Origin of the sequence: Paracoccus sp. SMMA_5_TC, from assembly GCF_009696685.2 — a bacterium.
Classification (GTDB): Bacteria; Pseudomonadota; Alphaproteobacteria; order Rhodobacterales; family Rhodobacteraceae; genus Paracoccus.
The window spans coordinates 147,872-166,460 of sequence record NZ_CP102355.1 but is presented as its reverse complement, the minus strand read 5'-3'; the positions used below and the strand labels follow the sequence as shown (position 1 = coordinate 166,460).

The window sequence follows — 18,589 nt, the reverse complement described above, 5'->3', positions numbered from 1 at the left end:
TCGCTGTGGCAAGGGCGCTTTGCCGGCAAGACCGAAGATCTCAGTTCTCGCGGAAGGCACGGGCGAAATAGTCGCTGAGCGGTTTCAGCAGATAGGCCATAGGGCTGCGCTCGCCGGTCTGAACATAAACTTCGACCGGCATGCCCGGGATCAGTTCCAGCCCCTTCAGCTTGGCGACCTGTTCGGGAGGTATCGTAACCTCGGCCCGGTAATAGGGGATGCGCGTGGCCTGATCGACCAATGTGTCGGGCGACACCCGGCTGAGCACACCGTCGATTTCCGGGGTGGTGCGCGCCGAGAACGAGGCAAAGCGCAGCACCACCTGCTGACCTGGATGCACTTCGTCGATGTTTATCGGCGCGATATGCGCGGCCACCACCAGGGGGCGATCCTGGGGGATGACGAACATGATCGGGTCTGCCGCGCGCAAAACCGCGCGGGGCGTCGTGACCTGCAATTCCTGGACAATGCCCGACACAGGGGCGCGAATATCCAGACGCGAGATCTGTTCGATCAGCGCCCGGCGGCGTTCGGCCAGTTCAAGTTCCCGATAACCGATATCTCGCAATTCGGTTTCGGCAGCCTCGCGATAGGTCGCGGTCTTTTCCAGCAGCGACAGGTCGATTTCGGCGCGCTGGGTTACCGCGCGGGCCCGCAGGGCCGTGGTTTCGCCCAAAAGCCCGTCCAGGCGTGCCGCCTCGCGTTGCAGCGCCAGAACACGTGGCGCCTGGGCCAGGCCCTTGTCCAGCAGCGAACGCTGATCGGTCAGTTCCTGGGCGATGAAGCTGCGCTGCTGTTGCAATGCCTGGCGCTGGGCATCGATCCCGCCGATCTGCGCCTCGACCTGTTCGGACTGCTTGCGCAACTGGCCAAGCGCCTGTTGCAGCGTCTCGCGCCGCGCATTGAACAGGCTTTCCTGTCCGTTCATCAGCGCGCGCACCTGCGGCTGCTTTGCCGCCGTTGTCACCAGTTCGTCGGGAAAGCGGATGCTTGAGGCCTCGGCGCGCTCCGCCTCGAGCCGGCCGCGGCGCGCCAGAAGCTCGAAATACTGCCCTTCGACGATCGCAAGTTCGGTGCGCAGCAATGTGCCGTCCAGCCGGATCAGCGGTTGGCCCGCACTCACGGCCTCGCCTTCCCGGACCAGGATCTGATCGACCACCCCACCATCGGGGTGCTGGACAACCTGACGGCGCTGTTCGACCTCGACCTGACCAGGGGCAACGACCGCGCCGGCAATCCGCGCCCCCCACGCCCAGATGCCGAAGCCGCCGAACAGCAAGGCGATCGCCACAAGGCCCAGCGTTACCGCCCCGCGCGCAGACCATTCCGGCCTGGCCGATTGCGCGGCCGCATCCTGGGGCGCTGGCAGGGGGCGAGGGCTGCCGGGACGCGTGGGTCGAAGGTCGGCGTTCATGTCACACCTCCACCATGACCTTGGGCGCGGTTGATCTGTTCGGCATTGCGCACCATCGACCTGAGCACCTCGTCCCGAGGGCCGAAGGCCCGGCGCATGCCCTGATCCATCACCAGAAGCAGGTCGCATTCCGTGATGGCCGCGGGGCGATGCGCCATGATGATGACCGCACCACCGCGAGCCTTGATGCTGCGGATCGCCTGGTTCAGTGCCGTGGAACCATCGTTGTCCAGGTTCGAGTTCGGCTCGTCCAGCACAAGCAGAACCGGATCGTTATAAAGCGCGCGCGCCAGACCGATGCGTTGAATCTGCCCGCCGGAAAGGCGCCCGCCGCCATGGCTGACGCGGGTGTCATAGCCCTGGGGCAGGTCCAGGATCATGCGATGGGCGGCGGCGGCGGTCGCTGCGGCCACAACCCGTTCGGCATCGGGATGCGGCGCCAGCCGGGCGATGTTTTCCGCGATGGTGCCGTCGAACAGCGTCACCTGCTGCGGCAGATAGCCGATCAGCGCGCCCAGCACGTCAGGGTCGTATTGGTCGAGCGTCGCGCCATCCAGCCGGATCGAGCCGCCGGCAATGGGCCAGGCCGCGATCAGCGCCCGCGCCAGCGTGCTTTTTCCCGCGCCCGATGGCCCGATCACACCCATTGCCTGCCCGGGCGTCAGATCGAAGCTGATCCCGCGCAGGGTCGCCGTGCCCTGGCCGGGCGGCACGACGGTCAGGTTGCGCACCTCGAGCCGGGCGGCGGGACGGGGCAGGGGCGTGCGCGGCGCCACGGGCGGCCGCCGCGACAACAGTTCCGCCAGTCGGCGCCAGCCATCCTGGGCGCGCTGGACCATGGACCAGCCCGAGACCACCTGCTCGATCGGGGCCAATGCCCGCCCCATCAGAATCGATGATGCGATCATCGCCCCGGGCGTCAGTTCCTGGCGCAAGACCAGCCAGGCGCCGGCCGCCAGCAGCGCGCTTTGCAGGAACAGCCTGAAACTGCGCGAAAACACCGTGAAGGCGCTGGCGCGGTCGGCGCCGCGCATCATTGCCAGGGTTGCCGCATCGCGTGCCTGCTGCCAACGGCGAAACGCCGCGGCGCGCATTCCCAGGGCACCGATCACCTCGCCTTCGTCGCGGTAAAGGTCCGACATGCGCTCGGCGGTCTGGGTCGCCACAGCGGCCTGTTGCAGCGCGTCCTTGCTGACCCATTGGTTGAGCAGTGTCGAGCCGACCAGAACCAGCAGCCCTGCGGTCGCCACCGCCCCCAGCACCGGATGGAACAGAAACACCGCAGCCAGAAAGAACGGTGCCCATGGCAGGTCGAACAGCGCCATCAATACCGGAGAGCCGATCAGGCGCTGCACCGCCTCGAGGTCGCGCATCCCGCCGCGCACCACCAGGTCCGACCCGATGGCGTCGCCATCCTGCAACGCGGCGGTGAAAACCCGTCCCTCCATCCGCTCCTGAAAGCGTGCCGCAACGCGCGACATCACCCGGCTGCGCGCCAGATCCAGCACGCCCATCATCACGAACAGAAAGATGACCAGCAGGAACAGCGCCGTCAGCGTCTCGACCGAGCGGCTGGCCAGAACCCGGTCATAGACCTGCATCATGAACAGCGGCCCGGTCAGCATCAGCATGTTCACGGCAAAGGAAAACAGCCCGACAAAGGCGTAAAGCTGCCACGTCCTGCCGCGCGCGTCGCGCAATTCGCGTCGGCCATCGTGGCGCGGGGGCGGCAAGGCCATGCCGGTTCCTTCCTGTTGGCGCGCTGGGCCCTTGTCCGGGCGTCAGACTGCGCATATCCCAATTCGCGACCGCGAAACAGTCTGCCTGCTGTCGGGGCGGCCGTCCCGAATCGATCACCTGATTCCTCTATAGCCGCGAAAGGTTATCAGAAGCTTGCTTTTCCGCATCCTTGCCCTGTCCGGTCTGATGGCGCTGGCGGCCTGTGCCGGGTCGCAGGACGGCGCCGCCATCAACGATCCGCTGGAACCGATGAACCGCCGCGTCCACGCCTTCAATCGCGGCCTGGACGCGCATGTGGTCCGCCCGCTTGGCGGCGCGGTGTCGTCGGGTGACGACGATGGGGGCCTTGGCCGCGCCGCGCTGACCGCTGCGGGCAACGTCGGTGGCAACCTGGCCCTGCCGGGCAAGGCCGTGAACCACCTGTTGCAGGGCAAGCCCGCCCCTGCGGTGCGCACCACCTTCCGCTTTCTGGTCAACACCACCCTGGGCTTCGGCGGCCTGCTGGATCCGGCCGGCAAGGATTTCGCCCTGCCCGAGGAGGACACCGATTTCGGCCAGACCCTTGCCACCTGGGGCGTGGGCGAGGGGCCCTATCTCGAACTGCCGCTGATCGGGCCCTCGACCCTGCGCGATGCCACCGGCCGGGTGATCGATCTGGCCATCGATCCGGTGCGGCAATGGCTCAATCGCGACCAGTATCTGATCGGCATGGGCGCGCGGCTGGCCTCAAAAGCCGGTGAGCGGGCACGCTTTGGCGATTCCGTCGATTCCATCCTGCATGAAAGTGCCGATAGTTATGCGCAGACGCGGCTGATCTGGCTGCAGCATCGCCGCCACGAGCTTGGCCAGAAAGGAGAGGACATTGACCCTTATGCCGAATGACACCCGCAGGGGGTTCCTGGGCCTGTTCGGATGCGGGCTTGCCTTGGCAGCCGTGCCTGCATGGGCGCTGGACACGGGCGAGGCGCGGGCACTGATACAGCGGTCGCTGGACGAGGTCTATGCCGTCATCAACTCGGGCCAGCCGCCGGAACAGATGTTCAAGGCTTTCGAGGCGATCTTTGCCCGCTATGCCGATGTGGACATCATCGCCCGGTCCGCGCTGGGTCCGGCGGCGCGCGGGGCCGATCCGGCGCAATTCGCCGCCTATCGCCAGGCGTTCCAGGGCTATATCGGTCGCAAATACGGCAAGCGCTTTCGCGAGTTCATCGGCTCGAAGATCGAGGTCAAGGACGCTCGGCCGGTCAAGTCCTTCTTTGCCGTCACCTCGATCGCCTATCTCAAGGGCCGCAGCCCGATGGAAGTCGAATGGCATGTGTCGGACAAATCCGGACGCAGCCGCTATTTCAACATCATCATCGAAGGCGTGAACATGCTGGCGTCAGAGCGGGCCGAGATCGGTGCGATGCTGGCACGGCGCAAGGGCGATCTGTCGGCGTTGACCGCCGATCTGACCCGCGCGGGCTAGAAAGAAAAAGCGGCGCCAGAAAGGAAAGGGCCGGTCCCGAGGACCGGCCCTTTTGTCATTCCTGATAGACCCCCTCGATCCCGCGCAGGGCCTGCAGCAGCGGATCGTCGGCCGGCAGGTCGGCGGGGGGCATCTCGGCCTCGGGGCCGGTGCCGATCGTCTCGGCCGGAAAGCGCGGCGGCCCGCCGGCGGCGGTATCGGCCGCGATCGTGCCCGCGGCCTCGGCCGGCGGAACGGCACCTGGCAGGGGATCGACCGCGCCCTGGGCATCGGGGGTGGTGGGCGCCGGGGCGGTGCCGCCCTGACCCAGGGCCTGCGACAGCGCCGCGGCCAGCGGGTCGGCGCCGCCTTCCTCGCCGGAACTGACCACTTGCGGAACCGCGCTTTCGGCGTCGAATACGAAATTGCCCAGCGGTTCGACCGGCAGGCCGTCGTGGATCTCGGTCATCACCGCCTGCCAGATCTCGGCCGGCAGCCCGCCGCCGGTCACGCCCTTCAGGGGGGTGTTGTCGTCATAGCCCATCCACACCCCGGTCACATACTGGCCGGTAAAGCCGATGAACCAGGCGTCGCGATAGCTCGAGGTGGTGCCGGTCTTGCCCGCCGCCGGGCGGCCGGGCAGCCGCGCCCTGGTGCCGGTGCCGCGTTCGATGACCTGCTGCATCATGCCGATCAATTCGCCCGCCGCCTTTTGCGAGATCACGCGCTGTCCCATGCCGCCTGCCTGACCGATCAGGGCCTGATCGTCGCCCTTGATACGCAGTTCCACGAGGCCATAGGGGCTGACGGCGGTGCCGCCATTGCGGATGCCGGCATAGGCGGCGGTCATGTTCAGCAGCGTCGATTCCGACACCCCCAGCCCCAGCGACGGCCCCGAGGCCAGGTTGGCGGCAAAGCCGAAATCCTGCGCCACGCGCCGAACCGCATCGCGGCCCACCGTTTCCTGCAACCGGATCGTGGCGGTATTCAGCGATTGCGCCAGGGCGCGGGTCAGCGTCACCTCGCCCAGATAGCGGCGGGTATAGTTCTGCGGCGACCAGGGGCCCGAGCCGCGCACATTGATCGTCAGCGGTGCATCCAGAACCGTATCGTTCGGGCCATAGCCCTGGTCCAGTGCGGCGGCAAAGACAAAGGGCTTGAAGCTGGAGCCGGTCTGCCGCATCGCCTGGGTGGCGCGGTTGAAAGTGCCGGTGGCGGTATTGTCGCGCCCGCCGATCATCGCCCGCACGGCGCCATCTGGCGACATCACCACCACCGCGGCCTGCGCCTTCGAGCCCTTGGCCACCTTTTCATCGAAGATACGTTGCAGGGCGCGTTCGGCGGCGCGCTGCACCCGCTGGTCGAAGGTGGTCTTGATGGTTACGTCCTCGGTCGTCTCGCTGGTCAGGAAACCGGGGCCGGCCTCCATCACCCAATCGGCGAAATAGCCGCCGGCGCGGGCGGCGGCGGCCTTGGACAGCACCGCAGGCCTTGCCTTGGCCTCGGCCAGTTCCTGATCGTTCAGATAGCCCTGATCGTGCATCAGGCCAAGGATGACGGTGGCCCGGTCCTGGGCGCGCTGCAAATTCGATGTGGGCGCGAAATAGCTGGGCGCCTTGAGCAGCCCCGCCAGCATCGCCGCCTCGGCCGCGTTCACCTGGGATGCGGACTTGTCGAAATACCGCTGCGCCGCTGCCTCGAAGCCGCGGGCCCCGGCGCCCAGATAGGACCGGTTCATGTAGATGTTGAGGATGTCCTCCTTGGAGTATTTGAACTCCATCGCCAGGGCATAGGGGACTTCCTTGATCTTGCGCCAGATCGAGCTCTTGCGGCATTCGGCCTCGAACTCGGCCTCGGACTTCCAGCGCGTCGGGTCAAAGCTTTCGCCCAGGCACAACAGCTTGGCCACCTGCTGGGTGATGGTCGAGCCGCCATTGCCCTGCAAGGCGCCGCGCCCCTGCGACAGGTTGATCTTGATGGCGCTGGCGATACCCTGGGGATCGACGCCGATGTGACGGTAGAACCGCTTGTCCTCGGTCGCGACCACGGCATTCTTCAGCACCGGCGCGATCTTGTCGGCGCTGACCATGCCGAAGGTTTCGCCCCGCCAGGCAAAGACGCGGCCTTCGCTGTCCTGCATGGTCACGGATCCACGCGCCCGACCGTCGAACAGCGCCGAAGCCTCGGGCAGGGTGGTATAGTAATAGAAGCTCGCCGCGCCCAGGATCAGCGCCAGCGTCAGCCCCAGCCGCCACAAAGACCCCCACAACACCCGCCAGACCAGCAACACCAGCCCGCTGATTCCCCGGGTCAGCATGTTGCCCCGACGCGGGCGGCGCGGCGGCGGGGGCGGCGATCCGCCCGACTGTTTCTGGCGTTTCTGAGGGGCTTGGCCAAAATCGCGCTTGTCGGCGACAACGCGCCCGGTGCCGGTCGTTTTCTTCATGCCTGTGATCCTGCCCGACCGATCCTCGGTCCGTTTGCGCGCAACATACAGGAAAGGGCAGGGCTTGAGAACCGCGTTGACCAATAGGTGAACTGCCGCCTCTGGCCGCATTCCGCCGCCTCGCTGCCTGAAAATGCGGCAGTTGTCGCCTGACCGCCGCGCGAGGGCAGGTCAGGCTTGTCCGCTGCCGGCTCCGGCGGATTTCCTGAACGGGACATCAACTGCTGCAGTGCAGAAAAAAGGTGCGGAAGCCATGACAAGACCCAGTCCCATCACTTTTGCCATGCCGGCGCTTGCCCTGACCAGCGCCTGGGCGGCGCTGCCTGCCCGCGCGCAAGAGGCGGCGCCCGCCGCCGTTCCCATCGTGGACAAGGGCGACACGACCTGGATGATGATTTCGGCCGTGCTGGTCATGATGATGACCCTGCCCGGTCTGGCGCTGTTCTATGGCGGGCTGGTGCGGGCCAAGAACATGCTGTCGGTGCTGATGCAGGTGCTGACGATCTTTTGCATCATGGCGCTGCTATGGGTGTGCGTGGGTTATTCGCTGGCCTTTACCGGTGCTGCCACCGCCGAAGAGGCGGGGCCGCTGACGCCCTTCATCGGCGGCCTGTCAAAGGCGTTCCTGTCGGGCGTCACCACCGCCTCGCTGGCCGAGACCTTCACCGCCAACGTCTTTGTGCCCGAATATGCCTTCATCATCTTTCAGATGGCCTTTGCCTGCATCGCCCCGGCGCTGATCGTCGGCGCCACGGTCGAGCGGATGAAATTCGCCGCCGTGCTGATGTTCGTGGTGATCTGGTTCTTTTTCTCATACGTGCCGATGGCGCATATGGTGTGGTGGTGGGGCGGGCCTTCGGCCCATGATGCGCCCTCGGGCTATCTGTTCGGGCATGGCGACCTGGATTTCGCCGGCGGCACCGTCATCCACATCAACGCCGGCGTGGCCGGGCTGGTCGCCGCCATCGTCGCCGGGCCGCGCCTGGGTTATGGGCGGGAACTGATCGCGCCGCACAACCTGCCCTTTACCCTGCTGGGCGGGTGCCTGCTGTGGATCGGCTGGTTCGGCTTCAACGCCGGCTCGAACATGGAGGCCACCGGAACCGCCGCCATGGCCATCCTGAACACCACGGTGGCGACGGCGGCGGCGGCGCTGGCCTGGGCCTTTGGCGAATGGGCGATGCGTGGTCACCCGTCGCTGCTGGGCGGGGTGTCGGGGGCGATCGCCGGTCTGGTCGGCATCACCCCGGCGGCCGGCTTCGTCGGGCCCATGGGTGCCATTGTCATCGGTCTGGTGGCGGGGCTGCTGTGCATGTGGTTCGTGATTTCGCTGAAATCGCGGCTGGGCGTCGATGAAAGCCTGGACGTGTTCGGCATCCACGGTATCGGCGGCATCATCGGCGCGATCCTGACCGGTGTGTTTGCGGCGCCATCCCTGGGCGGATCGGGGATATTCGACTATGCCACCGGCGCTGTCGCAGCTGATTACAGCATTGCGGGGCAGGTGGCTACGCAGACGCTGGGCGTTGTGGTTGCGGTGATCTGGTCGGCGGTTGTGTCCTTCGTGGCGCTGATGATCGTCAAGGCAACCATCGGCCTGCGCGTGCCCGATCAGGACGAGCGTCAGGGCCTTGACATCACCACGCACGGCGAAAGCGCCTATAACAGCTGATCCCATGCCTGCCGCGCGAAGGCCCGGCCGTGCCGGGCCTTTTGCTTGCGCCGCCGATCAGGCCACTTGTGCCGCCGATCAGGCCAGGCGCGAGACGACGAAATCCGCCAGATCCGCCAGAATCGCGCGCAGCGGGCTGTCGGGGGCCGCCGTCAGGGCCGCCTTTGCCCGTGCTGCCCAATCCAGCGCATCGTGGCGCGCCGCCTGCAAGGCGCCGCGCGCCCGCAGGATCTGCAAGGCGCGTTCCAGGTCGCCCGCGTCCTGCTGGCCCTGGCCGATGGTGCGGGCCCAGAAGGCGCGCTCGTCGGTATCGGCGGCGGCGATGGCCTTGATGACCGGCAGCGTCAGCTTGCGTTCGCGGAAATCGTCGCCGACATTCTTGCCGATGACCTGGGTCGAGCCGCCGTAATCCAGCAGGTCGTCCACGATCTGGAAGGCGATCCCCAGCGCATCGCCATAGTCGAACAGCGCCCGCTGCACGCTGGCATCGGCGCCCGCCACCACGGCGCCAGCCTCGGTCGCGGCGGAAAACAGGGCCGCGGTCTTGCCGCGCACGATCTGCAGATAGGTCTGTTCGGTGGTTGCAATGTCCTGGGCGGCGGTCAGCTGCAGCACCTCGCCCTCGGCAATGGTGGCGCTGGCATTGGCCAGGATGCGCATGACCTGCATGCTGCCGGTATCGGCCATCAACTGGAAACTGCGCGCGAACAGATAATCGCCCACCAGAACGCTGGATTTATTGTCCCACAACAGATTGGCTGTCGGCCGCCCGCGCCGTTGCTGGCTTTCGTCCACCACATCGTCATGCAGCAGCGTGGCGGTGTGGATGAACTCGACCGCCGCCGCCAGTTGCACATGGCTGTCGCCGCGATAGCCGCACAGCCGCGCCGCCGCCAGCACCAGCATCGGCCGCAATCGCTTGCCGCCGGCCTCGACCAGATGCGCGGTGACCTCGGGGATGCGGGGCGCATGGCGGCTGGCCATGCGATCGCGGATCAGCGCGTTGACCCTGTCCATATCGCCGGCCAGTTCGGCCGCAAGCCGGTCGAGCGGCTTGGAGACGTTTTCGTTCATGCCCATCTGCCATCACCTTTCGCTGCAAGCCATTGCCATGTCATGGACACAATCGCAACCGCCGCTTACATCTTCTGCCGGAATGAAACAGCTTCTGCACAGCACCGACCCGCTTCTGATCGCCCGCGCCACCGACATCCTGGCTGCCGAGGGCATCACCGCCTATTGCCTTGACCAGCACATGAGCGTGCTGGAAGGCTCGTTGGGGATTCTGCCGCGACGATTGATGGTGGCCGACCGCGACCTGTTCATGGCCCGCGCCATCCTGCGCGACCATGCCATCGCCCATGACTGACCTGCGACGCGATGCCTTTCTGGGCGGGCGGCTGACCATTGCCCAGCCGCGCCGCGGTTACCGCGCCGGGGCCGATGCCGTCATGCTGGCCGCGGCCTGCCCTGCAAAATCGGGGCAGTCGGTTCTGGAACTGGGCTGCGGCGCCGGTGTGGCGCTGCTTTGTCTGGGATGGCGTGTCGATGGACTTCAGCTTTCGGGACTGGAGCTTCAGCCCGGTTATGCACAGCTTGCAATTGAGAACGCAGCCGCCAATCACCTGAAGGCGAGCATCCATCTGGGCGATCTGGCGGCGATGCCCGAGGCGCTGCGCAGACAGACCTTTGACCATGTCATCGCCAATCCGCCGTATTTTCCATCCGGGACCGCCGCCCCTGACGTCGGCCGCGGCATCGCCCGGCACGAGACGACACCGCTGGCGCAATGGATCGCTGCGGGGCTCAGACGGCTACGACCCGGCGGCTGGCTGACGCTGATCCAGCGCGCCGACAGGCTGGACACGATCCTGCCGGCCCTGGTGCCGGCGGCCGGTGCGATCACGATTCTGCCAGTCAGCGGCCGCATCGGACAACCCGCCGGACGTGTCCTGGTGCGCGCGCGCAAAGGCGCGCGCGGACCGATGCGGTTGCTTAGTCCCTTCATCATGCACGAAAAACTGTCACATTCCGGCGATGGTGAGGACTTGACTGCCGCCGCGCAGGCGGTGCTGCGGCATGGTGCCGCGCTCAACCTGGAGAGTGATGGATTTTCGGTGACAATGTGACGATTCTGTGCTGCAATCCTTGGGTTCGATCAATCCAAGAGGAGGACGGAATGTCGGTTGAATCCCATGTTCAGGAGCTTCGCCGCAAACACCAGTCGCTGTCCAACGCCATCGAGGCTGCGCATCGCAGTCCCGGGGTGGATGACCTCGTCATCGCACAGATGAAAAAGGAAAAACTTCGCCTCAAGGAAGAGATCACGCGTCTTTCTCATTGACCGGGGACCGGCCCGCATCGGGCCGGATACGGTCGGTTCCACGAAAAACGGCCCGCGAATTTCGCGGGCCGTTGCAGTTGCGGCATGCCAGTGCCTAGACGAAGAACTGACCGCCGTTCGCGCTGATGGTCGAACCGGTAATGAATCCCGCATCGTCCGAGGCCAGAAATACCACGCAGCGCGCAATTTCCTCGGGTTCGCCCAGGCGTCCTACGGGAATCTGCGGGATGATACGCTCGTTCAGGACCTTTTCGTCGATGGCGCGGACCATTTCGGTGCCGATATAACCCGGGCAGATGGCATTGACGGTGATGCCGGCGCGTGCGCCCTCTTGAGCCAGGGCCTTGGTAAAGCCCAGGTCGCCTGCCTTTGCCGCCGAATAGTTTGCCTGGCCCGCCTGACCTTTCTGGCCGTTGATCGAACTGATGTTGATGATGCGGCCGAACTTGCGGTCGCGCATGCCGGACCAGACAGGGTGGGTCATGTTGAACAGACCCGTCAGGTTGGTGTCGATGACCTCTTTCCATTGCTGGGGGGTCATCTTGTGGAACATGGCATCGCGGGTGATGCCCGCGTTGTTGACCAGCACCGCGATCGGCCCCAGTTCGTCCTCGATCTGCTTGATGCCGGCGGCACAGGCATCATAATCGGCGACCGACCATTTGTAGGTCTTGATGCCGGTTTCCTCGGTGAACGCACGCGCGGCGTCATCGTTGCCGGCGTAATTTGCCGCGACGGTGTAACCCGCATCCTTCAATGCCTTGGAAATCGCCGCACCAATGCCGCGCGACCCGCCGGTCACAAGGGCCACTTTTGCCATTTCTTCCCCCTCCGAAAATGGTCTTGCAATTGTGTTACTGAATACGAACCGGGCGCGCAAGATAGTTGCGCGCCCTTTGTCGATCAGCGTTCCAGGCAGAGAGCGACGCCCATGCCGCCGCCAATGCACAGGGTTGCAAGGCCCTTTTTCGCATCACGGCGTTTCATTTCGTGGATCAGCGTGTTCAGGATGCGCGCCCCCGAGGCCCCGATCGGGTGCCCGATCGCGATGGCCCCTCCGTTCACGTTGACGATCGCGGGATCCCAACCCATGTCGCGGTTGACGGCGATCGCTTGCGCCGCAAAGGCCTCGTTCGCCTCGACCAGATCCAGATCGGCGACCTTCCAGCCCGCCCTTTCCAGCGCCCGGCGGCTGGCCGGGATGGGGCCCGAGCCCATGATCGCCGGATCGACCCCCGCTGTCGCATAGGATGCGATCCGCGCCAGCGGTGTCAGGCCGCGGCGGTTCGCCTCGTCCTCGGTCATCACCAGAACGCCAGCGGCGCCGTCGTTCAGCCCCGAGGCGTTGCCCGCGGTCACGCTGCCTTCTTTCGAGAAGGCGGGTTTCAGCTTCTCCATCGCCTCCAGCGTCGCGCCGTGGCGAATGTATTCGTCGCTGTCGATGACGGTATCGCCCTTGCGCGTCTTGATGGTGACGGGAACGATCTCGTCTGCAAAACGGCCAGCCTTTTGCGCGGCCTCGGCCTTGTTTTGCGAGGCGACGGCAAATTCATCCTGTTCGCTGCGGGAAATGCCCCATTTCGCTGCCACATTCTCGGCCGTCGTGCCCATGTGATAATCATGGAATGCGTCCCACAGCCCGTCGCGGATCATGGTGTCCAGCATCTTCATGTCGCCCATCTTCTGGCCGGCGCGGATATAGGCGGCATGGGGGGCAAGCGACATCGATTCCTGCCCGCCCGCAGCAACGATGCGGGCGTCGCCAAGCAGCACCTGCTGGGCTGCAAGCGCCACCGTCCGCAGGCCCGAGCCACAGACCTGGTTGATCAGCCAGGCGGCCGATTCCTTGGGGTAGCCCGCCTTGATATGCGCTTGGCGGGCGGGGTTCTGGCCCTGGCCAGCGGTCAGAACCTGACCAAGAATGGTCTCGGACACCTCGGCGGCCTCGATCCCCGCGCGCTCGACCAGCGCCTTCAGGACGACCGCGCCCAGTTCATGCGCTGGCAGATTGGCAAACGAACCCAGGAAGCTTCCTACCGGCGTGCGCGCGGCTGAAACGATTACGGCTTTGGTCATGGCTAGTCCTTCCTCTTGGCCTGGAAAGCGGCTCTGGGGCAGTGTTTGCCGTTTCGTTTCGTTGCGTCAAGGCAACTTGACGCCTTGCCGGAACAAAGCTGTCATGCGCGGAAAGAGATATTTCGGGCTTGAAAAACAATGGAAAACCCCGGCGCCGTTGTTCCGGACGCCGGGTCCGGGGCGCGTTATGCAATGCCGCCGCCCTTCCGGCAGCAGCGCCGGATGGATGCGCCATCGATTGCGCGTGTCTGCGGCGAATGACGTCTGCCGTGAAATCTGTGCGAGGCTGTCAGCTGCGTCTGGCTGCGGAATTCGGTGAACGCCAGGGAGGCACGATGGTCGGCGCGCCGAAGTAGTATCCTTGCAGGCAGTCGATGCCCATATCGATCAGGAAAGCGGCGTCGTCGGCGGTTTCCACCGATTCTGCCACCGTGAACATGTCGAAATGATGGGCGATCGACTGCAGCGCGCGTGTCAGCACCTGATTGTCGCGGTGGCCGGCGATTTCGCGGATGAACTGCCCGTCGATCTTGATCATGTCGAAGCAGAAATCCCGCAGATAGCGGAAGGATGTGTATCCGGCGCCGAAATCGTCCAGCGCGAAGCTGACTCCGTGGCCCTGCAATTCATGCATGAATCGTTCGACCAGTTCGGGCATGCCCATGGCCGAGCTTTCGGTGATTTCCAGGATCAGCCGTTCGCCAAGACTGTCGTCGCCGGCGATGCCTTCGCGCAAGGTGCGCAGCCATGCCGGATAACCTATCGATCGCGCGGACATGTTCACCGAAAGCCTTAGCGAGGGTTCCTCGGCCAGCGCCTTCAGCCCCAGCGCCAGCGACAGACAGTCGATCTGCCGCCCCAGTTCCGTGGTTTCGGCAAGCGGCATGAAGTCGCGCAGCGGTATGATGCGCCCGGTTTCGTCGATGATGCGGATCAGACCTTCGTGAAAGGCCACATTCTCGGGCCGGTCGGCCTGCACCACCGGCTGATATGCCAGCACCGCGTCGCCCCGCGATACGGCCCGGCGCACGGTTGCCATGGTCACGCGCGACTGCTGGTCAACCACGAAATCCAGCGGGGATCCCATTTCCAGCTTTGAATCGATCTGATCGGTCATGCCAAGACTCCTTCGTCATCCGAAGTCTGGCGATGATGTCCTAAGATCGGGTAAACTTCAGGGGCTTTCTGGATTCGAGGTTAACAGGGTCTTGCCCGAAACGACGCAAAGATGCCCGTGGTGCGGGACCGATCCGCTGTATGTCGCCTATCACGATCACGAATGGGGGGTGCCCGAACGTGATTCCCGCGCGCTATGGGAAAAGCTGGTTCTGGACGGGTTTCAGGCCGGGTTGAGCTGGATCACCATCCTGCGCAAGCGTGACGCGTTTCGCGCGGCCTTCGACGGCTTCGACCCGGAACGCGTGGCCGCCTGGGACGAGGCGCGCGTCGCCGCGACGCTGGCCGATCCCGGCATCATCCGCCACCGCGGCAAGATCGAGGCCACCGTGCGCAGCGCCCGGCTGTATCTGCAGATCGAGGCGGACGAAGGTTTCGCGGATTTCATCTGGTCCTTTGTCGACGGCCAGACGATCCAGAACGATTTCGCCGCCATGGCGCAGGTGCCGGCCAGCACCCCGCAATCGCAGGCAATGGCCAAGGCGCTGAAGCAACGCGGTTTCAACTTCTGCGGGCCGGTGATAACCTATGCTTTCATGCAGGCCTGCGGGTTGGTCAACGACCATCTGACATCCTGTCCGGCCCATGGACGCCTCAGGGGGCAATAGCCTGCCGGATCAGGGTCAGGGCGGCGTCAGAGGACCAGTCGGCCCCGCCCATAAGCCGGGCGATCTCTTGCCCTTCGCGGTCGATCAGGACGGTGACGGGCATGCCCATCACACCCATCGCGCGCGCCAGTTCCTGGCGCGGATCCAGCAGCACCGGCAAGTGGCTGACCCCGGCTTCGGTCAGGAACTTGTCGATGGCCGGGGGCGGGTTGTGGCCCGAGGCAATCGCGACCACCTCGAAATCGTCGCCGCGCATCTCGGCCTGCAGCCGGTCCAGCGCCGGCATCTCCTCGCGGCAGGGGGCGCACCAGGTCGCCCAGAAATTCAGCAGGACGACCTTGCCCCGGTAATCGGCCAGGCTGTGACGCCCACCCTGGGGGTCGGTAAAGGCAATCTCGGGCACCGGCGCCGGATCGCCCGGCACCAGACGGCTCAAACCGCCGTCCTGCGCCGCCTGCCAGTCGATGCTGCCCGACCACGCCGGGTTTGCACCGATCATCAGCGCCGTATAAAGAACCAGCCAACGCATTTTCACCCCCGAAGGACCAGTCATGACCCAGCAGCCAGCCACCGCCAACCAGATGTGGGGCGGACGTTTTGCCGCCGGTCCGGACGCGATCATGCAGGCGATCAACGCCTCGATCGGGTTCGACCAGCGGCTTTATGCCCAGGACATCCGGGGCAGCCGCGCCCATGCGGCGATGCTGGCCGCCCAGGGCATCATCAGCAGTAGCGATGCCGAGGCGATCGGGAAAGGGCTTCTCACGGTCTTGTCAGAGATCGAGAGCGGGGATTTCCCGTTCTCGACCGAACTGGAAGACATCCACATGAACGTGGAATCGCGGCTGAAGCAGATCATCGGCGAGCCGGCCGGACGGCTGCATACCGCGCGTTCGCGCAACGATCAGGTAGCGACCGATTTCCGGTTGTGGGTGCGCGATCAATGCGATGCGGCGATCCAGGGCTTGCAGGCGCTGATGCGCGCGGCACTGGCGCAGGCGGAACAGGGCGCGGATTGGGTGATGCCGGGTTTTACCCATCTGCAGACCGCGCAGCCGGTGACCTGGGGCCACCACATGATGGCCTATGTCGAGATGTTCGGCCGCGACCTGTCGCGCTTTCAGGACGCGCGCCGGCGCATGAACGAATGTCCGCTGGGGGCGGCGGCCCTGGCCGGGACCGGCTTTCCCATCGACCGCGAGGCGACGGCCAGCGCGCTGGGCTTTGACCGACCGATGGCCAACAGCCTCGATGCGGTCAGCGACCGCGACTTCGCGCTGGAGTTCCTGTCCTCGGCGGCGATCTGCGCGGTGCATCTGTCGCGCCTGGCCGAGGAACTGGTGATCTGGTCCTCGGCCCAGTTCCGCTTTGTCGCCATGTCGGACCGGTTTTCCACCGGCTCGTCGATCATGCCGCAGAAAAAGAACCCCGATGCGGCAGAACTGATCCGGGCCAAGATCGGCCGCATCCTGGGCGCCGCGGTGGCGCTGTTCGTGGTGATGAAGGGCCTGCCGCTGGCCTATTCCAAGGACATGCAAGAGGACAAGGAACAGGTGTTCGACGCCGCCGACAACCTGATGCTGTCGCTGGCGGCGATGACCGGGATGCTGTCGGACCTGACCGCGAACAAGGACCGGCTCGAGGCCGCGGCCGGCGCCGGCTTCTCGACCGCGACCGATCTGGCCGACTGGCTGGTGCGCGAGGCGGGGCTGCCGTTCCGCGACGCCCATCACGTTACCGGCAGCCTGGTCGCCATGGCCGAAAAGGCGGGGGTGGATCTGCCCGAACTGACGCTTGAACAGATGCGGTCGGTGCATCCCGCCATCACCGAGGATGTCTATTCGGTGCTGGGGGTGCATAATTCCGTCGCCTCGCGCATGTCCTATGGCGGCACGGCGCCCGCGCAGGTGCGTGCCCAGATTGCCCGGTGGAAGGAGGCCCTGGCATGACCCAATCGCTGATGCTGGCGGCGCTGGCGCTGATGCTGACGCTGCTGGCCGCCTGCGGCGTCGATGGCGCGCCCACGCGGCCCGATCCGGCCCCGGCCACCCCCGGCCTGCATGTCAGCGGCGAGGCGCGGATCGGTGTCACGACCGCGCTCTAGCCTGACGCCGTTGCGGCTGGTCTGGCTGGGGCTGGCCTGCCTGGGCGCTGTCGTCGCGCTGACCGCGCCCGGCGGGGCCGGGATGCATCCCGGCGATGTGGTGGGGCAGGCGGCGCTGGCAATCTGGTGCGTGGCCGAAACCATGGTGCGGCGCAACTGGCTGGCGCTGCTGACGCTGCCGGCGCTGTATCTTGGACTGGGCTGCGCGCTGCCGCTTTATCTTTTCATCCGCTCTCGCAGGATCACCTGATGGATCATTTCAACTACCGCAACGGCCATCTGCATGCCGAAGAGGTGCCCCTGGCGCAGATCGCGGCACAGGTGGGCACCCCGGTCTATGTCTATTCCGCCGCCACGCTGACGCGGCATTTCCGGCTGTTTCAGCAGGCGCTGGCCTGGACCGAGCATCTGGTCTGCTTTGCGGTCAAGTCGAACAGCAATATCGCGGTGCTGAAACTGCTGGGCGATCTGGGCGCGGGCATGGATATCGTCTCGGCCGGGGAATATGCGCGCGCGCGTGCCGCCGGCGTGCCGCCGCAGCGCATCGTCTTTTCCGGCGTCGGCAAGACCGAGACCGAGATGCGCATGGCGCTGGAAGGCGGCATCCGCCAGTTCAACGTCGAATCCGAACCCGAGCTGGAGCTGTTGTCGCGGGTGGCCCATGGCATGGGGCTGCGTGCGCCGATCGCCGTGCGGGTCAACCCCGATGTCGATGCCCGCACCCATGAGAAGATCGCCACCGGCAAGTCGGAAAACAAGTTCGGCATCCCCATCGCCCGCGCCCGCGAGGTCTATGACCGCGCCCGCGCCCTGCCGGGGATCGAGGTGGTGGGCATCGACATGCACATCGGCAGCCAGCTGACCGACCTTGAGCCCTATCGCCAGGCCTATGCCAAGATGGCCGACCTGACGCGGGCGCTGCGCGCCGACGGACACGACATCCGCCGGCTGGACATGGGCGGCGGCCTGGGCATCCCCTATCGCCGCGACAACAACGCGCCGCCGCTGCCGATCGAATACGGTCAGGTCATCCGCGACACCGTGGGCGATCTGGGCTGCGAGATCGAGATCGAGCCGGGGCGCAACATTTCCGGCAATGCCGGCATCCTGCTCAGTTCCGTCATCTATCTGAAACAGGGCGAGGGGCGCGATTTCCTGATCCTGGACGCGGCGATGAACGACCTGATCCGGCCGGCGATGTATGCCGCCCATCACGACATCGTGCCGGTGACCGAACCGGCGGCGGGCGCGGATGTGGCGGCCTTTGACGTGGTGGGGCCGGTCTGCGAAACCGGAGACACCTTTGAAAAGGCGGTCGAACTGCCGCGCCTGGCGCCGGGTGAGCTGGTAGCCTTGCGCTCGGCCGGGGCCTATGGGGCGGTCATGGCCTCGGAATACAACTCGCGGCCGCTGGTCCCCGAGGTCCTGGTCAGCGGCGATCAATTCGCCGTCATTCGCGCGCGACCGACGCTTGAGGAAATGCTGGGACGCGATACCATCCCGGAATGGCTGTGATCGCGGGCGCCATCGGCACGGAACCATCGCTGCGGGCCATGATTGGC

At 65.7% G+C, this 18,589-nt stretch carries 19 protein-coding genes; 11 read left to right on the top strand and 8 right to left on the bottom strand.

Annotation, left to right across the window (positions count from 1 at the left end; genetic code table 11):
- Nucleotides 1-40: 40 nt before the first annotated feature.
- Together GB880_RS00835 and GB880_RS00830 are read right to left on the bottom strand one after the other, a co-directional pair.
- Nucleotides 41-1,414 carry an HlyD family type I secretion periplasmic adaptor subunit gene (locus tag GB880_RS00835; RefSeq protein WP_154494400.1) on the bottom strand — a complete coding sequence of 458 codons (1,374 nt, stop codon included), beginning with the start codon at nucleotides 1,412-1,414 and terminating at the stop codon, nucleotides 41-43.
- The gene (locus tag GB880_RS00830) at nucleotides 1,411-3,153 is read right to left on the bottom strand and encodes a type I secretion system permease/ATPase (protein ID WP_154550699.1); all 1,743 of its coding nucleotides are present in this window, start codon (nucleotides 3,151-3,153) and stop codon (nucleotides 1,411-1,413) included. The genes GB880_RS00835 and GB880_RS00830 overlap by 4 nt, the downstream gene beginning before the upstream one ends.
- Nucleotides 3,154-3,307: 154 nt before the next feature.
- Here GB880_RS00830 and GB880_RS00825 point away from each other — a divergent pair, with 154 nt between their 5' ends.
- Nucleotides 3,308-4,036 carry an MlaA family lipoprotein gene (locus GB880_RS00825; RefSeq protein WP_229774504.1) on the top strand — a complete coding sequence of 243 codons (729 nt, stop codon included), beginning with the start codon at nucleotides 3,308-3,310 and terminating at the stop codon, nucleotides 4,034-4,036.
- Nucleotides 4,026-4,622, top strand: a complete 597-nt coding sequence (locus tag GB880_RS00820) for an MlaC/ttg2D family ABC transporter substrate-binding protein (RefSeq protein WP_154494592.1) — start codon at nucleotides 4,026-4,028, stop codon at nucleotides 4,620-4,622. Before GB880_RS00825 ends, GB880_RS00820 begins: the two co-directional genes overlap by 11 nt.
- 55 nt (nucleotides 4,623-4,677) lie before the next feature.
- On the opposite strand, the gene GB880_RS00815 is transcribed toward GB880_RS00820, so the two are convergent.
- Nucleotides 4,678-7,047 carry a transglycosylase domain-containing protein gene (locus GB880_RS00815; RefSeq protein ID WP_263467224.1) on the bottom strand — a complete coding sequence of 790 codons (2,370 nt, stop codon included), beginning with the start codon at nucleotides 7,045-7,047 and terminating at the stop codon, nucleotides 4,678-4,680.
- A gap of 253 nt (nucleotides 7,048-7,300) precedes the next feature.
- On the opposite strand from GB880_RS00815, the gene GB880_RS00810 reads away from it, so the two are divergent.
- Nucleotides 7,301-8,719: an ammonium transporter gene (locus GB880_RS00810; protein ID WP_154494063.1), complete on the top strand. Its 1,419-nt coding sequence runs from the start codon at nucleotides 7,301-7,303 to the stop codon at nucleotides 8,717-8,719.
- Between the two features lie 78 nt (nucleotides 8,720-8,797).
- On the opposite strand, the gene GB880_RS00805 is transcribed toward GB880_RS00810, so the two are convergent.
- Entirely contained in the window at nucleotides 8,798-9,799 is a 1,002-nt protein-coding gene (locus GB880_RS00805; protein WP_154494064.1) for a polyprenyl synthetase family protein, read from the bottom strand.
- Between the two features lie 76 nt (nucleotides 9,800-9,875).
- On the opposite strand from GB880_RS00805, the gene GB880_RS00800 reads away from it, so the two are divergent.
- Genes GB880_RS00800 through GB880_RS00790 form a run of 3 tightly spaced genes read left to right on the top strand, consistent with a single transcriptional unit; the run spans nucleotide 9,876 to nucleotide 11,063 of the window.
- Nucleotides 9,876-10,088, top strand: a complete 213-nt coding sequence (locus GB880_RS00800; protein WP_154494065.1) for a putative signal transducing protein — start codon at nucleotides 9,876-9,878, stop codon at nucleotides 10,086-10,088.
- Complete coding sequence (locus GB880_RS00795; RefSeq protein ID WP_154494066.1) at nucleotides 10,081-10,848, top strand: methyltransferase; 768 nt, start codon at nucleotides 10,081-10,083, stop codon at nucleotides 10,846-10,848. The genes GB880_RS00800 and GB880_RS00795 overlap by 8 nt, the downstream gene beginning before the upstream one ends.
- 50 nt (nucleotides 10,849-10,898) lie before the next feature.
- On the top strand, nucleotides 10,899-11,063 hold the full coding sequence (locus GB880_RS00790; RefSeq protein ID WP_154494067.1) for a YdcH family protein: 165 nt from the start codon (nucleotides 10,899-10,901) through the stop codon (nucleotides 11,061-11,063).
- Between the two features lie 94 nt (nucleotides 11,064-11,157).
- Here GB880_RS00790 and GB880_RS00785 read toward each other — a convergent pair whose 3' ends face one another.
- The 3 genes from GB880_RS00785 to GB880_RS00775 all read right to left on the bottom strand — a co-directional run bounded on the left by GB880_RS00785 (nucleotide 11,158) and on the right by GB880_RS00775 (nucleotide 14,256).
- The gene (locus tag GB880_RS00785) at nucleotides 11,158-11,883 is read right to left on the bottom strand and encodes a beta-ketoacyl-ACP reductase (RefSeq protein WP_154494068.1); all 726 of its coding nucleotides are present in this window, start codon (nucleotides 11,881-11,883) and stop codon (nucleotides 11,158-11,160) included.
- 83 nt (nucleotides 11,884-11,966) lie between these two features.
- On the bottom strand, nucleotides 11,967-13,139 hold the full coding sequence (locus tag GB880_RS00780; protein ID WP_154494069.1) for an acetyl-CoA C-acetyltransferase: 1,173 nt from the start codon (nucleotides 13,137-13,139) through the stop codon (nucleotides 11,967-11,969).
- A gap of 289 nt (nucleotides 13,140-13,428) precedes the next feature.
- Complete coding sequence (locus GB880_RS00775) at nucleotides 13,429-14,256, bottom strand: EAL domain-containing protein (protein ID WP_263467222.1); 828 nt, start codon at nucleotides 14,254-14,256, stop codon at nucleotides 13,429-13,431.
- Nucleotides 14,257-14,347: 91 nt separating this feature from the next.
- Between GB880_RS00775 and GB880_RS00770 the strand changes: the two genes are divergently transcribed.
- Entirely contained in the window at nucleotides 14,348-14,923 is a 576-nt protein-coding gene (locus tag GB880_RS00770; RefSeq protein ID WP_154494071.1) for a DNA-3-methyladenine glycosylase I, read from the top strand.
- Here GB880_RS00770 and GB880_RS00765 read toward each other — a convergent pair.
- The gene (locus tag GB880_RS00765) at nucleotides 14,910-15,452 is read right to left on the bottom strand and encodes a TlpA disulfide reductase family protein (RefSeq protein ID WP_154494072.1); all 543 of its coding nucleotides are present in this window, start codon (nucleotides 15,450-15,452) and stop codon (nucleotides 14,910-14,912) included. The two genes, GB880_RS00770 and GB880_RS00765, sit on opposite strands and share 14 nt — an antisense overlap.
- Nucleotides 15,453-15,474: 22 nt before the next feature.
- Here GB880_RS00765 and argH point away from each other — a divergent pair, with 22 nt between their 5' ends.
- Genes argH through lysA form a run of 4 tightly spaced genes read left to right on the top strand, consistent with a single transcriptional unit; the run spans nucleotide 15,475 to nucleotide 18,542 of the window.
- Nucleotides 15,475-16,872 carry an argininosuccinate lyase gene (gene argH / locus GB880_RS00760; RefSeq protein WP_154494073.1) on the top strand — a complete coding sequence of 466 codons (1,398 nt, stop codon included), beginning with the start codon at nucleotides 15,475-15,477 and terminating at the stop codon, nucleotides 16,870-16,872.
- Nucleotides 16,869-17,027, top strand: a complete 159-nt coding sequence (locus GB880_RS00755) for a hypothetical protein (RefSeq protein WP_195840832.1) — start codon at nucleotides 16,869-16,871, stop codon at nucleotides 17,025-17,027. The genes argH and GB880_RS00755 overlap by 4 nt, the downstream gene beginning before the upstream one ends.
- A complete protein-coding gene (locus tag GB880_RS00750) occupies nucleotides 17,008-17,277 on the top strand; it encodes a DUF2834 domain-containing protein (protein ID WP_263467221.1) in 270 nt (89 codons plus the stop codon). The genes GB880_RS00755 and GB880_RS00750 overlap by 20 nt, the downstream gene beginning before the upstream one ends.
- Complete coding sequence (lysA, locus tag GB880_RS00745) at nucleotides 17,277-18,542, top strand: diaminopimelate decarboxylase (protein ID WP_154494075.1); 1,266 nt, start codon at nucleotides 17,277-17,279, stop codon at nucleotides 18,540-18,542. Before GB880_RS00750 ends, lysA begins: the two co-directional genes overlap by 1 nt.
- Nucleotides 18,543-18,589: the final 47 nt, after the last annotated feature.

Excerpts from the sequence above, each read along its gene's own strand:
- GB880_RS00835 (WP_154494400.1), bottom strand. The coding sequence starts at position 1,414 with ATGAACGCCGACCTTCGACCCACGCGTCCCGGCAGCCCTCGCCCCCTG.
- GB880_RS00830 (WP_154550699.1), bottom strand. The coding sequence starts at position 3,153 with ATGGCCTTGCCGCCCCCGCGCCACGATGGCCGACGCGAATTGCGCGAC.
- GB880_RS00820 (WP_154494592.1), top strand. The coding sequence starts at position 4,026 with ATGCCGAATGACACCCGCAGGGGGTTCCTGGGCCTGTTCGGATGCGGG.
- GB880_RS00815 (WP_263467224.1), bottom strand. The coding sequence starts at position 7,047 with ATGAAGAAAACGACCGGCACCGGGCGCGTTGTCGCCGACAAGCGCGAT.
- GB880_RS00810 (WP_154494063.1), top strand. The coding sequence starts at position 7,301 with ATGACAAGACCCAGTCCCATCACTTTTGCCATGCCGGCGCTTGCCCTG.
- GB880_RS00805 (WP_154494064.1), bottom strand. The coding sequence starts at position 9,799 with ATGGGCATGAACGAAAACGTCTCCAAGCCGCTCGACCGGCTTGCGGCC.
- GB880_RS00800 (WP_154494065.1), top strand. The coding sequence starts at position 9,876 with ATGAAACAGCTTCTGCACAGCACCGACCCGCTTCTGATCGCCCGCGCC.
- GB880_RS00795 (WP_154494066.1), top strand. The coding sequence starts at position 10,081 with ATGACTGACCTGCGACGCGATGCCTTTCTGGGCGGGCGGCTGACCATT.
- GB880_RS00790 (WP_154494067.1), top strand. The coding sequence starts at position 10,899 with ATGTCGGTTGAATCCCATGTTCAGGAGCTTCGCCGCAAACACCAGTCG.
- GB880_RS00785 (WP_154494068.1), bottom strand. The coding sequence starts at position 11,883 with ATGGCAAAAGTGGCCCTTGTGACCGGCGGGTCGCGCGGCATTGGTGCG.
- GB880_RS00780 (WP_154494069.1), bottom strand. The coding sequence starts at position 13,139 with ATGACCAAAGCCGTAATCGTTTCAGCCGCGCGCACGCCGGTAGGAAGC.
- GB880_RS00775 (WP_263467222.1), bottom strand. The coding sequence starts at position 14,256 with ATGACCGATCAGATCGATTCAAAGCTGGAAATGGGATCCCCGCTGGAT.
- GB880_RS00765 (WP_154494072.1), bottom strand. The coding sequence starts at position 15,452 with ATGCGTTGGCTGGTTCTTTATACGGCGCTGATGATCGGTGCAAACCCG.
- argH (WP_154494073.1), top strand. The coding sequence starts at position 15,475 with ATGACCCAGCAGCCAGCCACCGCCAACCAGATGTGGGGCGGACGTTTT.
- GB880_RS00755 (WP_195840832.1), top strand. The coding sequence starts at position 16,869 with ATGACCCAATCGCTGATGCTGGCGGCGCTGGCGCTGATGCTGACGCTG.
- lysA (WP_154494075.1), top strand. The coding sequence starts at position 17,277 with ATGGATCATTTCAACTACCGCAACGGCCATCTGCATGCCGAAGAGGTG.